We start from the raw sequence: 13,165 nt of genomic DNA on the forward strand, positions 1-13,165 counted from the left end.
CACCGCCTCATCCGTTTCTTCCCCAACCGCAGCGCAAGCTGCACGCCGGATCAGAAGTCGATGCAGCGACCGTTCTTTTCCCAATCGCCGTAACGCGTCGGGTCCGGTGCCGGCCGCGCGTCCTGCTCCTTCCCTTGCGCAGGTAAAACGGGCGTTACGACACGCTCCGTTTTTGCGGGCTCAGGACTGTTCGCGGGTTTGGAGGAAGTGTCGGGCATATTCGTATCTCCAAAAGCGTAATACTTGCGGCATAGCAGCACAACCAGTTGACGCGGAGCTCCGAAGGTTGCAAGTACCCTTGCACCACGCCCCCGGCGCCCCCACACCTGCGCGCATGCCGACATCCCAGAACGCTCAAGCCATAACCCTCGACGGCCCGGACGCCATCGCGTTTGCGCACAACCAATTCACTAGCCCGGTTACCGCATTAGCGGTCGGCCGCTGGCAATTCAGCAGCTGGCTCGATGCGCAGGGTCGCGTGCGTCAACTGTTTCATCTTGCGCGTATCGGCGAAGAACGATTGTTGCTGATTTTGCGCGGCGGCGATGCGGCCGAATTCGTTGAAGCGTTGCGCCGCTTTGTGTTTCGTTCGCGCGTCACATTATCCGTCGCCGAAGGATCGCTGACCGATGCATCGGTCCTTCCCTTGCATCATGTCAAAGCGCACGACGACGTTATCGTCTTAGGTTGCGGATCGCATGCGATGCAATTCGGAAACAACGTCGACAAGACGCATGGATGGAGACTTGAACAACTGCACGCAGGATGGCCATGGCTTCCCGACGCAGCCTTGAACGAGTTGCTGCCGCCTGCACTATCGCTGCATCGGTTAGGCGCTATCGCGCTCGATAAAGGTTGTTATCCGGGACAAGAAATCGTTGCGCGTTTGCACTATCGCGGCGGGAACAAAAAACATCTGCATCGTGTCGAACTCTCTCAACGCGTTGAAGAAGGTTCGTTGCTTCAACACAACGATCGTGAGTTCATTCGATTACTACAAGTGATGCCGCACGCAGATCGCATCGAAGCACTTGCCGTTATGACCGACGACGTTGCAAACGACATCGTTCAACACTCGAAAAATGCGAATCATGAACATAGTGATCTACGAATCGTAAGCACTTGGTCCGACTGACATTTACATCACGCGTGTCGTGCCATGATCGTGAGCGAAATGTGAATCGAACAGGTCAGGCACTTGCAATCACAGTCGGGCCCCACTAGATTCCGCCAAACTTTTTGCGGCGCCCACCAGCCCACAGGGCGCCGAAGTACGCGACGAACCGGAGGGGTCCGGATCGGCGCGACCCGGCAGAAACATCGCCGGAGGACAACTCGCCGTATGCGCGACACGCTGCACGATGGGCCCATTTGCCCGCAGCGTCATAGCCAGCAAAAAACCCGGTCGACATCGGACGTGTCGATCGAATCCGCCACGTTGTCGTGGCTAACCGACTTGCGCCACAAGTTTCGGCGCAAGCGATATATCCAGGTGGAACGGCCTGCCCGCCCGTCCATCGCAACGGCGTCTATGCATGCATGTCATGCCTTGGCGTACAGCAAATTGGAGGCAGAAATGAAACTTTCTATGTTGTTGTGGCTTATGTCCGTTCTGCCCCAACCGCTCGCAGACCAGACTTGCCTGGCAACTACCGTGTATTTGGAAGCGCGTAGCCAGTCGACGATCGGGCAAATGGCCGTGGCGGAAGTCGCCATGCGTCGACGCGAACGCGGCCAGTGGGGCGGCACGGTATGCGATGTGGTCAAATCACCGCATCAATTTGCGCTATCCACGTCGTCGCCGAATCAGGATATCGACAACCTCGTGGCATTCCAGAAAGCGTGGGATATCGCAGGCAAATCCATCGTCAATTGGGATCTTCCCGTCGACGAACGCCATATGTTCGTTCCGCACGCAGATCACTTCGCCACCGCGGCGGTTGCGCCGGCATGGTCGCGAAATCGCAGCGCCATCACGATCGGCGATCACAAGTTCTATTCGATCAATTGATACGCACTTACCGCTCATAAAAAAGGCCCTCGCAAGAGGGCCTTTTATTTTGGACGTCTAGACGTCTATTTAAATATCATCAGCGCGGATAAACCAGATTGTTGTTTATGATGACGTAATCGCCCGGGCGCACGCGCGGATCGGGAACCTGCGTAACCGTCGCGTACTGGCCGTTGTCGAGGCGAATTACGATTTGCCACGCCGGCGTGGTGCCACCCGGCTGACTGTTGTTCTGACCGACCTTATTGCCAACCACGCCGCCGACGACCGCACCGCCGACGATGGCCGCCGTATTGCCGCGACCGTGACCGATCGTACTGCCTAATAGGCCGCCAGCCACCGCGCCGATCACCGTGCCGATACCGCTGTTATTGGTGCCCTGCTGCTGGATATAAATCTGCTGGACCTGCTGCACCACGCCGCAGCTTTGGCAACCCTGGTAACCGTAGGTTGTCTGCCCCTGATAGGGCGGCTGCGTCTGGCAGCCCGAAAGCGCCGCGATAGCCACCAGCAACGCCGCCATCGTCCCGAATTTGACTGATTTGCTTTTCACGACAACCTCCTGAAAGTGATCATTGCGCGCCAGACATGGCAATAGCGTTGATTCCACTCGAACGCGATTGCGACGTCCATCGTTATTTTAGACTTCGCCGTTTGCACAACCGTTCCTTACGCGGCGCATTGAAACGCTTTTACGCTGAACGTTGCTAGACCCGTTTCACACCATCTTTTAACAACGCGCGCCCGGAAACCATAGCTACCCGAACAACGCCCGATGACGCATCATGACAATCATGCTGCAACTTGCCGATAGCCACGTACATCTGGACGACGCCTCGTTCGACGCCGACCGCGACGCGGTGATCGAACGGGCGCGCGCGGCAGGCATCGGGCTGCAAATCGTTCCTGGCGTCGACGCCGCAAGTTGGCCGCGCATCCGCGCGCTTTGCGCGCCGGGAAGCGGGCTTTATCCGGCCTACGGCATGCACCCCATGTTTATGCATAGCCACCGCCCGGACGACCTCGCCACGCTATCGCATTGGCTAAAAGAACATCGCCCGGTCGCCGTGGGCGAAATCGGCCTGGACTTCTACGAAGAACCTTACGATGCGCAAGAACAACGCGAGTACTTCAAGCAACAACTTGCGTTGGCGCGGGAATTCGACCTTCCGGTGATTCTGCACGCGCGCGGCGCACTGGACGAAGTGACGGCGACCCTGCGCCGCATTGGCGGATTGCGCGGCGTCGTGCATAGCTTTTCGGGAAGCCAGCAACAAGCTGAGCAACTGTGGAAGCTCGGCTTTCATCTGGGCATTGGCGGCCCTGTCACCTACGAGCGCGCTCAGCGCCTTCGCCGCATCGTCGCCACCATGCCGATCGAATTCCTACTGCTCGAAAGCGACGCACCCGATCAGCCTGGCTCCGGTCATCGCGGCGAACGCAATGAACCCGCGCATGTTGCAGAAGTGCTTCAATGCGTGGCGAATCTGCGCGGTGAAAATCCTGTGACCGTCGCGACTGCAACGACCTCCAACGCGCGACGTCTCTTCGGCGTCTAAGCCGTCCTCACACAACCACCCGCCGCCCTGGCACTTGCAAGCGACACGGTTTCGCGTGCACTATTTATTTCATCAGTGAAATATGCACTAGTGAAATGTCCCTGAACGACCAAATCAAGATGCTGGACCAGGGCATCGCGGGCGTGCGCAAGATCATTCCCGACATGCCTGCGGACGCCGGCTTATGCCGGGTGCTGCTGTTGATCAGCGAAACGATGCAATCGGAGTTCGAGCATAAACTGCGACCGCACAAGCTCAACGACAGCGAATTTCGCACGCTGATCACGCTGTTTTCGCGACCGGACGGCACTTCCACGCCCGGCGAGCTCTGCGTTTTCACCTCGCTCGGCGTCACCAACATGACGCGCATCGCGGACGCGCTCGTCAAACGCGGGCTAATTACGCGCGGCGCCAGCGCCGAGGACCGTCGCCGCGTTGTCATGCAAATCACTTCGGCTGGCAGACGCTTCGTGCAGAAGATGCTGCCGACCATGTTTCCGCGCCTGAAGATCATCTTCGACGGGTTCACCGATGCGGACCGCCGCAACTTGAACCGCCTCTTGCGCAAGCTAGCCAACAACCTCAGTCAACTCGAACACGAAGCGGGTGATCCGCCATGAACGTCGTTTCGTCCCCCTCCCTTATCAAGCTTCGCCCGCTCGCTCTGGTCGCCGCGCTGAGTCTTGCCGGCTGCATGGTGCCGGCGAAAGTGCAGCACCCGGCGTTACGCGACGATGTGCCGCTGGCGGGTTTGCCAACCACGGCGAACGCCAGCTGGCCGGCTGCCGACTGGTGGCGCGTTTATAACGATCCGCAATTGGACCAGCTCATCGCGTTGTCGATGAAACAATCGCCCGACCTCGCGCAAGCGCATGCGCGCGTGCAGACGGCCGAACAATCGGTGCGCGTCGCCGCGGCGCAGGCCGGCTTGTCGATCAACGGCAACGCGCAGCTCACGCGACAGCGCATCAGCGACCACGGATTGATGCCGCCTTCCCTGCTCGGCTTCAACTGGTATAACCAGGCGGACCTGGGCATCCAGCTCGAATACGATTTCGATTTCTGGGGCAAGAAGCGCGCATCGATCGAATCCGCGCTGGATCAGGCGCATGCCGCCGAAGCGCAACGCAGCGCGGCGGCGCTGTCGATTCAAAATGCCGTGGCGGATACGTATTTCGGTTGGCTGGCGGACGAAAATCGGTTGATGCTTGCGAAACAATCCGTCGCAACGCAACAGCGTCTGCTGCATATTGCCGAACTGCGCGTGCGCCAGGGCGTCGATCTCCCCGATACCGTGCAGCAAGCGCGTGCGCAGCTTGCGAACGTGCAGCAGATGCAAGTCACGCTGGAAGGATCGATCGAACTTCGCAAAGTCGTACTCGCTGCACTGGCCAATGTTTCGCCTGCCGACTTGCCGCCATTGCAACCGCACGCCTTGCCGGATGTCGAAAGCGGCATGCCCGATAGCGCGCGATTGGACTTGATTGCGCGCCGCCCCGATATCGCGGCAAGTCAGTGGCAAGTCGAAGCGGCGTTGAAAGAAACCGACGTCGCTCGCGCCGACTATTTCCCTGATATCAGCATCAATGCCATGGCGGGCCTTTCCAGCACCGATCAAGGTGGCCCTCATATCCCCGGATTTTCGACCGTCGGCAAGGGCGATCTCGGCAATTTGTTCACCTGGGGCAGTCGCGTGTTCGGGATTACGCCCGCCGTGCATTTGCCGATCTTCGAAGGTGGACGGCTTAAAGCAGGTTACGGCGCGAGCCGCGCGGAGCTTGACGCCGCGATCGCGCAATACAACGTCGCCGTCACCAACGCGGCGCGCGATGTCGCCACGCAAGCCGTTACCGCACAACAAATCGCCGCGCGTCGCGTCAAGCAAGACGCACAAGTCAAAGCGAACGAAACGCTTCTGACCGCCGCGCAAGCGCGCGCGACGCACGGCACGAAAGACGCGCGCGAAAGCCTTACCAACGAACTGCAGTTGCTGCAGCAGCGCGATCAGGCCATCAACCTTCAAGCCCAAGCCCTCAGCACCGATCTGGCGCTGATCAAGGCGCTGGGCGGCGGTTATCGATCGGATGTCGGTAACACGGCGCAACACGACAACGCCTCCTCCCCCACTTCGAATCCTGCTGGAGCTCCGTAATCATGAGTGCTTCCGAGTCCGCCACCTCCAAGGATGGCAACGACAGCGGTCTTGCCGCGAAGAATCCTGCGAAGCGCAGCCGAGCGCTGTTTATCGTCGCGGCGATCTTCTTGCTCGCCGGGCTGATTTGGTTTTTGCTGTGGTTCTTTGTGCTCTCCACGCGCGAAAACACCGACAACGCCTATATCGGCGGCAATCAGGTCGCGCTTTCCTCGCAAGTGCCCGGCACGGTCGTCGCCATCCTTACCGACGACACGCAACACGTGAAAGCGGGACAAGTGCTGGTGAAACTGGACGGCACCGACGCGGACGTCCGCCTGCGCCAAGCCAGCAGTGCGCTCGCGCAAGCCGTGCGGCAAGTTCGCCAGCAGAACGCATCGGTCACCGGTGCGGACGCCACCGTCGCCGCGCGCGAAGTGGATCTGCGCAAAGCCGAAGCCGATCTCAAGCGACACTTGCCGCTGGTCGCCGCGCAGGCCGAATCGCCCGAGATCGTGCAGCATATGCGCGACAGCGTGGCGCAGGCGCAAGCTTCGTTGAACGAAGCGAAAGCGCAGGCTAAATCGTCGCGCGCCGCCGTGGAAGGCACCGACGTGGCGAACAATCCGTCGGTGCTGCAAGCCCGCGCGAATTTCCGTGCCGCATGGGTGGCTGCGCAGCGCAATACCATCGTCGCGCCGGTCGACGGTTATGTCGCGCAGCGCAGTGTGCAACTAGGCTCCAGCATTTCGCCGGGCCAGCAGCTGATGACCATCGTGCCGTTGCACGATTTGTGGATCGACGCAAACTTTAAGGAAAACCAGCTGCGTCACGTTCGCATCGGTCAGCCGGTGAAAATCTCCACCGATCTATATGGCGGCGGCGTGGAATACCACGGCAAGGTAATCGGCCTCGGCGCTGGCACGGGCAGCGTGTTCTCGCTGTTGCCCGCGCAAAACGCTACCGGCAACTGGATCAAAGTCGTGCAACGCGTGCCGGTGCGCGTCGCGCTCAACAACGATGAGCTGGATAAACATCCGCTGCGCGTCGGCCTGTCTGCGGATGTAACGGTGGACATCACCAACGACAAGGGCCCTGAACTTGCCTCGGCGCCGGAACAACCGCCCGCCGAAACCGCGGTGTACGACCAAGTTGCCGCGCAGGCCGATGCCGAAGCCGAGAAAATCATCCGCAGCAATCTTGGCGTTTCCGCCGATTCGTCGAACTGATAGTCGCCAAGCGAGCCCCACATGGCTGCCACCTCCGAAAACGCGGCACCGCTGAAACCCCTGCATGGGTTGCCGCTGGTTCTGCTGACCATCGCGGTCGCGTTCAGCACCTTTATGGAGGTGCTGGACATGACCATCGTCAACGTCGCGGTGCCGCACATCGCCGGCAGTCTCGCGGTGAGTCCCAACGAAGGCACGTGGACGATCAGTTCCTACTCGCTGGCCAGCGCGATCATGCAGCCGCTGACGGGTTGGATCGCGCGCCGTTTCGGCGAAGTGCGCACCTTCGTCGTGTCCGTATTGCTGTTTGTAATTTTCTCGATGTTCTGCGGCATGGCGACCAGCATGCCGATGCTGGTGTTAGGCCGTTTGTTGCAAGGCGCCGGCTCCGGCCCGATGGTGGCGCTCTCGCTAACGTTGTTGCTTTCCAGCTATCCGAAAGAACGGCAAGGCATCGCGCTGGCGATGTGGGCGATGACAGTCGTGGTCGCGCCGATTTTCGGGCCCATTCTGGGCGGCTGGTTGACCGACAATTTCTCGTGGCCGTGGATTTTCTACATCAATCTGCCGGTCGGCATTCTCGCGGCCATCATCACGTGGACGCTCTTGCATAAGCGCGAGACGAAAACAGCGAAGTCTCCTATCGATGTGGTGGGCCTGGTGCTGCTAGTGGGCGGCGTGGGCTGCCTGCAATTTATGCTCGATAACGGTAACGATCACGATTGGTTCGCTTCGCCGCTGATCCTCTCGCTGGGACTAATCGCGGTGGTCTGTCTCACCTTTTTGGTGGTGTGGGAAATTCACGCCAAGCATCCCGTCGTGGACCTCACGTTGTTCAAACAACGCAACTTCACCGTGGGCGTGATCAGTCTGTCGCTGGGCATGTTCGCGTTCTTCGGCATCAATGTGGTGTTCCCGTTGTGGCTGCAAACGACGCTGGGTTACACGGCGACGTGGGCGGGGCTGGCGAGCGCGCCGGTGGGCATCCTGGCCTTTCTGCTTTCGCCCGTCATCGGCCGCAACATGGACAAGCTCGATTTGCGCATGCTGGTGAGCTTTGCGTTCATCGTGTTCGCGATCACGTCGTATTGGTTCTCCACTTTCGACAGTGCGGCGTCGTTCGGCGCGCTGGTGGTGCCGCGCTTCGTGATGGGCCTGGCGATTCCCTGCTTCTTTATCCCGCTGAACCAGATCTACCTATCCGGCCTGCCCGCGTCGGAGATCGCCAGCGCGTCAGGGCTTTCCAATTTCTTCCGTACGCTGGGTTCCAGCGTTTCCACGGCAGTAACGGTCACCCTGTGGCAGCACCGCAGCATTTATCACCATGCCACTCTGACCGAGTACGTAAATCCGGCCCAGCCCGGCGCCACGCAATACCTCCAGCAGCTGTCTCATATGCATCTGGGAAACGCGCAGCAACTAGGGTTTATCGACCAGATCATCACCCGGGAAGGGTTCACCCTGGCGGTCAACGACGTCTTCTATTTGTGCGCCATTTTGTTCGTGATGCTGATCCCGGTGCTCTGGTTCTCCCGACCGCCGTTTGGCAGCACCGGCGGGGGCGCCATGGGGCACTAAGGGTGGCGGCGGCCTTCAGGATTGCTGCACCCCCGAGTGCAGCATAAAAAGCTGAACGCCGACTGGTGCGGCGCAATACCTTCTGCTAGTTTGTGTGCATGGCACAAACTAATCGCATCATCAAGAAGTATCCGAACCGTCGGCTCTACGACACGGAAATCTCCAGCTACATCACGCTGGAAGAAGTCCGTCAGCTGGTTTTGGATGGCGAACACTTCGAGGTCCGCGACGCCAAGTCCGGCGAGGACCTGACCCGCTCCGTGCTCCTGCAAATCATCTCCGAGCACGAAGAAAAAGGGCAGCCGATGTTGTCGCCCCAGCTCTTGAGTCAGATCATCCGTTTCTACGGCGATTCCCTGCAAGGATTCATGGGGCCGTACCTGGAACGCAGTCTGCAAGTGTTCCTCGACCAGCAGCAGCAGTTCCGCAGCCAGCTCAACAGCCTGATGGGGCAAACCCCATGGTCGCTGTTGAACGAGCTGACGGAGCGCAATCTGGACGCCTGGAAATCCATGCAGCGCGGCTTTCTGGATACCGCCTCGCAGGCGGGCAACACACCCGGCCAGCCGGGTCAGCCCGGCCGCACCGCCAAGAAACCCTGATCTTTTCGGGTATGTCGCCGCTGCAGCACAACACGTGCTGCCGCGCGGCATGCACTGAGGGAATGTTGTCATGACGCTGTCAAAGTCCGGTTCGCGCATGGCGTTGGTGACCGGCGGCATCGGCGGTATCGGCACCGAAATCTGCATGCAGCTGGCCCACGCCGGGCGCACGGTGATCGCTGTTGATTTGGCGACGCAAAGCGACCGCATCGAAACGTTTCGCGAGCGCGTCGCCGGCTATAACGGCGCCATCCGCTTCGAACCCTGCGACGTCAGCGATTTCAAAGCATGCGGCGCATTGATCGCGCACATCGAGCGCAACATCGGCCACGTCGATATTCTGGTGAACGCCGCCGGCATCACACGCGATACCAGCTTGCGCAAGATGGACCCGCAGCAATGGCATGAGCTGATGCGCGTCAATCTCGACGGCGTCTTCAACACCTGTCGGCAAGTGGTCGACGGCATGATGACGCGCAGCTTTGGCCGCATCGTCAATCTCAGCTCGGTCAACGGCCAAACGGGGCAATTCGGGCAGACCAACTATTCCGCGTCGAAAGCCGGCGTGCACGGTTTCAGTATGGCGCTGGCGCGCGAAACGGCGCGCAAGGGCGTCACGGTAAACACTGTTTCGCCCGGTTATTGCGATACCCCGATGGTGGCGGCTGTACCGCACGAGATCCGCCAGCAGATCATCGCCGATATACCGGTGGGTCGTTTGGGTACGCCGGGCGACATCGCCCGCGCGGTGACCTTTCTCACGGCCGACGAAGCCGACTACATCACCGGCGCGAATCTGCCGGTGAACGGCGGCTATTTCATGAGCTTCTGATCGCAACGCGACGACGCGTACTTGCGGTAATCGCGCGGTTGCGGAACAGTGATGCGCTCACCTCCACGGGACGCAGCATGGCTCGGCAAACAATCACCCTGATCGGCGGCGGTTTGGTTGGTGCGTTGCTCGCCCAACTACTCGCCAAGCGCGGGTTTGCGGTCGATGTTTTCGAAAAGCGTCCCGATCCGCGACGCTCTGGCTTTGTCGGCGGCCGCTCGATCAACCTCGCGCTGGCCGAGCGCGGATTGCAGGCGCTGCGTACCGCAGGCTTGGAAAACGATGTGATGGAACGCGCCGTGATGATGCGCGGTCGCATGGTGCATCCGCGCGAAGGCAGTTCCGGCTTGCAACGTTATGGCGTGGACGACAGCGAAGTGATCTGGTCCGTTTCGCGCGGTGGGCTCAATATGCTATTGCTCGATGCGGCGGAAGCGGCGGGAGTGACCATGCACTTCGGTCAAGGCCTGGCGGCTGCGGATATCGATGCGCGCCGCATCACGTTGGCCGACGACAGCGGCGTGCAACGCGATTGGGATGCGCCCGTTCTCATTGGCGCCGACGGTGCGGGCTCCGCGTTGCGCGCAGCGATGGACGACTATTCGCCGTTAGGCATCCGCGTCGAATCGCTAGGTCACAGCTACAAGGAATTGGAAATCCCGCCGGGCCACGGCGCGAATCGTTTCGCGATCGAACCGCATGCCCTGCATATCTGGCCGCGCGGCGGCTACATGTGCATCGCGCTGCCGAATACCGAAGGCAGCTTTACGGTCACGCTGTTCCTCCCTGCTCATGGGCCACATCCGAGTTTCGATACGTTGCCCGACGCTGCCGCCGCCAGTGCATTTTTCCGCAGCGATTTTCCCGATCTGTTGCCGCTGATTCCGGATTTTGCCGAAGACTACGACAGTCACCCGGTCGGCACGTTGTCCACGCTTTATCTCGATCGCTGGCATATCGACGGTCGCGCGTTGCTGATCGGCGATGCGGCGCACGCCATCGTGCCGTTCCACGGTCAGGGCATGAACTGCGGATTCGAGGACACCGTCGTGCTGGCTAATCTTCTCGCCGAATCGCCGAACGACACGGCCGACGCATTCGCCGAGTTCCAGCGCATCCGCAAACCGAATGCCGATGCGATTGCGGCGATGGCGTTGGAGAATTACATCGAGATGCGTGATTCGGTCGCCGACCCGTATTACCTCGCCAAACGCGAACTCGGCGCACGATTGGCCGAACGCGCGCCGCAGCATTTTATGGCGCGCTATCGCATGGTCACGTTCACGCATCTGCCCTATGCCTACGCGTTCGAGCGCGGGCGAGCGCAAGACGTGCTGCTCGAACAATTGCTGCGCGGGTCCACCAACGCGGGTGACGTGCCGATGGATGCGGCGGTCGCCGCGCTGCAGGCCACGCTGCCGCCGCTTCCGCCGCTGCGTCATGGATGACAGCGCGCTCATCGCCGCCTATCGGGCCACGGATTACCGCGTCCGGCTGGCGCGTGGCGGCTGGGCTTGCATTCGTGTCGATGCGCCGCTTCCCTCATCGTTGCTCACCATGATCGGCATGAACAGCTGGGCATTCATCACGGCCTGGAATCCCTTTTCGCAAATCCTGCAACGCGCGCAGAACCATGCTGCGCAACATGCGTTGCTTGCCGCCTTGCGCAAGCTATCGGGACTGATCTCGATTCGGCCAGCCGTCGGTGTCGGGGAAGGTTGGCGCGAACCCAGCCTTTTTGTCGTCGGGCCGACGCTCGCCGACACGGACGCGTTGGCGCAGCAATTCCGGCAAAACGCCTATGTCCACGGCCTTGGGGACGGCTACGCGCGCCTGCGTTTGTCCAGCGATAGTCCGCCGCATGGACAAGCCGGATAGCCATTACCCACAATGCCAAGGATGACCGCCACCCCGCCGACTGCCACCTTGCTCGAAGCCCGCGCCCTGGGCTTTCACCGCCAGGATGAACCCGTATTCGGCCCCCTGGATTTTCGCCTCGGCGCCGGCGAATTGATGCTGATCGAAGGCGACAACGGCAGCGGCAAAACGACCTTGATGCGCATCCTCACCGGATTGCTGCGCCCGGAAGAAGGCGAACTCTTGTGGCGCGGCGAGCCGCTGACCTGGGACCGCTGCAGCGGCGAGGTGGTCTTTCTCGGTCATCAACTTGGCTTGAAAGCTGAATTGAGCCCGCGCGAGAACCTGCGCTTCACCATCGGCTTGCACGGTCATCGCAACCACAGCCATATCGGCGAGGCACTCACACGGGTCGGTTTGACCGGATACGAAGATGAGCCCGTACGCAAACTTTCCGCAGGCCAAAAGAAACGCGTCGCGCTGGCGCGATTGCTGTTGATTCCCGCGACGTTGTGGCTGCTGGATGAACCCTACGCCAATCTGGATCGCTCCGGCATCGAACTGGTCGATGCCCTGCTGGAAGCCCATATCGCGCACGGCGGCGCCGCGCTGGTCACCAGCCACGGCGCCGTGCAATTTCATGGCGGCGAGCCGCAGCGGATTCGCTTGCATGACTGATCTGCAACGCCCCGGTTTGATGCACGCGTGCGCTGCGGTCTTGCATCGCGATCTCACGCTGGCGTGGCGCCAGCGTGGCGACATGGTCCTACCGGTGTTGTATGCGCTCATCGTCACGTCGCTGTTTCCGTTCGCGCTCGGACCGGAGAGCGCCTTGCTGCGGCGAATCGCCGCTGGCGTGGTGCTGGTCACCGTATTGCTGGCGATGTTGTTGGCGTTGGACGCCATGTTCCGGAGCGATATCGAAGACGGCTCGCTGGAGCAATTGATGCTCGCCCCGCAACCGCTGGCGCTGATGTTGGGCATGAAGGTTTTGGCGCACTGGCTGGCGACGGCCGTGCCTCTGATCGTGGTAGCGCCGTTGCTCGCCGGCATGCTCCATTTGCCTGCCACGGTCATGCCCGTTCTGCTGCTGGCGCTGCTGCTCGCCACGCCGCTTCTAAGCCTGCTGGGCGGCATCCTGGTGGCGCTGACGGCGGGCACGCGGCGCTCTGGTATGCTCCTGGCACTGATGCTGCTGCCGCTATGCGTGCCGGTGGTGATCTTCGCCGCCGGGGCCTTGGCAGCCGCCCAGGAGGGGCTGCCGTGGATCGCCCCCATTGCATGGTTAGGTGCGGCGCTCGTCCTCGCCGTGGTGCTGGCTCCGCTGGCTTGCGCGGCGGCACTTCGCATTGCGCTGGATTCGTAG

General features: G+C 60.9%; 15 protein-coding genes. 13 read left to right on the forward strand and 2 right to left on the reverse strand.

All coding sequences use genetic code 11. The annotated features are described in order from the left end of the window. Positions 1 to 50: 50 nt before the first annotated feature. Complete coding sequence (locus L0U79_RS19325) at positions 51 to 344, reverse strand: succinate dehydrogenase assembly factor 4 (protein WP_345778442.1); 294 nt, start codon at positions 342 to 344, stop codon at positions 51 to 53. Between L0U79_RS19325 and L0U79_RS15155 the strand changes: the two genes are divergently transcribed. Next, positions 335 to 1,135, forward strand: a complete 801-nt coding sequence (locus tag L0U79_RS15155; RefSeq protein ID WP_233843084.1) for a folate-binding protein — start codon at positions 335 to 337, stop codon at positions 1,133 to 1,135. The two genes, L0U79_RS19325 and L0U79_RS15155, sit on opposite strands and share 10 nt — an antisense overlap. 441 nt (positions 1,136 to 1,576) lie before the next feature. Next, positions 1,577 to 2,011 carry a cell wall hydrolase gene (locus tag L0U79_RS15160; RefSeq protein ID WP_233843085.1) on the forward strand — a complete coding sequence of 145 codons (435 nt, stop codon included), beginning with the start codon at positions 1,577 to 1,579 and terminating at the stop codon, positions 2,009 to 2,011. Between the two features lie 79 nt (positions 2,012 to 2,090). Here L0U79_RS15160 and L0U79_RS15165 read toward each other — a convergent pair whose 3' ends face one another. Continuing rightward, on the reverse strand, positions 2,091 to 2,564 hold the full coding sequence (locus tag L0U79_RS15165) for a glycine zipper 2TM domain-containing protein (protein WP_233843086.1): 474 nt from the start codon (positions 2,562 to 2,564) through the stop codon (positions 2,091 to 2,093). A 241-nt stretch (positions 2,565 to 2,805) separates the two neighbouring features. On the opposite strand from L0U79_RS15165, the gene L0U79_RS15170 reads away from it, so the two are divergent. From L0U79_RS15170 to ccmB, 11 genes are all read left to right on the forward strand, one after another. Next, positions 2,806 to 3,570: a TatD family hydrolase gene (locus L0U79_RS15170; RefSeq protein ID WP_233843920.1), complete on the forward strand. Its 765-nt coding sequence runs from the start codon at positions 2,806 to 2,808 to the stop codon at positions 3,568 to 3,570. A 95-nt stretch (positions 3,571 to 3,665) separates the two neighbouring features. Then, entirely contained in the window at positions 3,666 to 4,190 is a 525-nt protein-coding gene (locus tag L0U79_RS15175; RefSeq protein ID WP_233843087.1) for a MarR family transcriptional regulator, read from the forward strand. Beyond that, positions 4,187 to 5,722: an efflux transporter outer membrane subunit gene (locus L0U79_RS15180; RefSeq protein WP_233843088.1), complete on the forward strand. Its 1,536-nt coding sequence runs from the start codon at positions 4,187 to 4,189 to the stop codon at positions 5,720 to 5,722. Before L0U79_RS15175 ends, L0U79_RS15180 begins: the two co-directional genes overlap by 4 nt. 2 nt (positions 5,723 to 5,724) lie before the next feature. Further along, positions 5,725 to 6,930 carry an efflux RND transporter periplasmic adaptor subunit gene (locus L0U79_RS15185; RefSeq protein WP_233843089.1) on the forward strand — a complete coding sequence of 402 codons (1,206 nt, stop codon included), beginning with the start codon at positions 5,725 to 5,727 and terminating at the stop codon, positions 6,928 to 6,930. A 21-nt stretch (positions 6,931 to 6,951) separates the two neighbouring features. Beyond that, the gene (locus tag L0U79_RS15190; protein WP_233843090.1) at positions 6,952 to 8,508 is read left to right on the forward strand and encodes a DHA2 family efflux MFS transporter permease subunit; all 1,557 of its coding nucleotides are present in this window, start codon (positions 6,952 to 6,954) and stop codon (positions 8,506 to 8,508) included. Positions 8,509 to 8,606: 98 nt separating this feature from the next. Beyond that, complete coding sequence (gene phaR / locus L0U79_RS15195; RefSeq protein ID WP_233843091.1) at positions 8,607 to 9,110, forward strand: polyhydroxyalkanoate synthesis repressor PhaR; 504 nt, start codon at positions 8,607 to 8,609, stop codon at positions 9,108 to 9,110. A gap of 70 nt (positions 9,111 to 9,180) precedes the next feature. After that, positions 9,181 to 9,942 carry an acetoacetyl-CoA reductase gene (gene phbB, locus L0U79_RS15200; protein ID WP_233843092.1) on the forward strand — a complete coding sequence of 254 codons (762 nt, stop codon included), beginning with the start codon at positions 9,181 to 9,183 and terminating at the stop codon, positions 9,940 to 9,942. Positions 9,943 to 10,019: 77 nt separating this feature from the next. Further along, a complete protein-coding gene (locus L0U79_RS15205) occupies positions 10,020 to 11,390 on the forward strand; it encodes an NAD(P)/FAD-dependent oxidoreductase (protein ID WP_233843093.1) in 1,371 nt (456 codons plus the stop codon). Further along, a complete protein-coding gene (locus L0U79_RS15210; protein ID WP_233843094.1) occupies positions 11,383 to 11,820 on the forward strand; it encodes a DUF3293 domain-containing protein in 438 nt (145 codons plus the stop codon). The genes L0U79_RS15205 and L0U79_RS15210 overlap by 8 nt, the downstream gene beginning before the upstream one ends. Before the next feature lie 21 nt (positions 11,821 to 11,841). Beyond that, positions 11,842 to 12,477 carry a cytochrome c biogenesis heme-transporting ATPase CcmA gene (gene ccmA / locus L0U79_RS15215; RefSeq protein WP_233843095.1) on the forward strand — a complete coding sequence of 212 codons (636 nt, stop codon included), beginning with the start codon at positions 11,842 to 11,844 and terminating at the stop codon, positions 12,475 to 12,477. Beyond that, positions 12,470 to 13,165 carry a heme exporter protein CcmB gene (gene ccmB, locus L0U79_RS15220; RefSeq protein WP_233843096.1) on the forward strand — a complete coding sequence of 232 codons (696 nt, stop codon included), beginning with the start codon at positions 12,470 to 12,472 and terminating at the stop codon, positions 13,163 to 13,165. The genes ccmA and ccmB overlap by 8 nt, the downstream gene beginning before the upstream one ends.

Origin of the sequence: Dyella sp. 2HG41-7, from assembly GCF_021390675.1 — a bacterium.
Lineage (GTDB): Bacteria > Pseudomonadota > Gammaproteobacteria > Xanthomonadales > Rhodanobacteraceae > Dyella_B.

Bases quoted from the DNA above. Each gene is read 5' to 3' on its own strand.
- L0U79_RS15155 (WP_233843084.1), top strand. From the start codon at position 335: ATGCCGACATCCCAGAACGCTCAAGCCATAACCCTCGACGGCCCGGAC.
- L0U79_RS19325 (WP_345778442.1), bottom strand. From the start codon at position 344: ATGTCGGCATGCGCGCAGGTGTGGGGGCGCCGGGGGCGTGGTGCAAGG.
- L0U79_RS15160 (WP_233843085.1), top strand. From the start codon at position 1,577: ATGAAACTTTCTATGTTGTTGTGGCTTATGTCCGTTCTGCCCCAACCG.
- L0U79_RS15170 (WP_233843920.1), top strand. From the start codon at position 2,806: ATGCTGCAACTTGCCGATAGCCACGTACATCTGGACGACGCCTCGTTC.
- L0U79_RS15175 (WP_233843087.1), top strand. From the start codon at position 3,666: ATGTCCCTGAACGACCAAATCAAGATGCTGGACCAGGGCATCGCGGGC.
- L0U79_RS15180 (WP_233843088.1), top strand. From the start codon at position 4,187: ATGAACGTCGTTTCGTCCCCCTCCCTTATCAAGCTTCGCCCGCTCGCT.
- L0U79_RS15185 (WP_233843089.1), top strand. From the start codon at position 5,725: ATGAGTGCTTCCGAGTCCGCCACCTCCAAGGATGGCAACGACAGCGGT.
- L0U79_RS15190 (WP_233843090.1), top strand. From the start codon at position 6,952: ATGGCTGCCACCTCCGAAAACGCGGCACCGCTGAAACCCCTGCATGGG.
- phaR (WP_233843091.1), top strand. From the start codon at position 8,607: ATGGCACAAACTAATCGCATCATCAAGAAGTATCCGAACCGTCGGCTC.
- phbB (WP_233843092.1), top strand. From the start codon at position 9,181: ATGACGCTGTCAAAGTCCGGTTCGCGCATGGCGTTGGTGACCGGCGGC.
- L0U79_RS15205 (WP_233843093.1), top strand. From the start codon at position 10,020: ATGGCTCGGCAAACAATCACCCTGATCGGCGGCGGTTTGGTTGGTGCG.
- L0U79_RS15210 (WP_233843094.1), top strand. From the start codon at position 11,383: ATGGATGACAGCGCGCTCATCGCCGCCTATCGGGCCACGGATTACCGC.
- ccmA (WP_233843095.1), top strand. From the start codon at position 11,842: ATGACCGCCACCCCGCCGACTGCCACCTTGCTCGAAGCCCGCGCCCTG.
- ccmB (WP_233843096.1), top strand. From the start codon at position 12,470: ATGACTGATCTGCAACGCCCCGGTTTGATGCACGCGTGCGCTGCGGTC.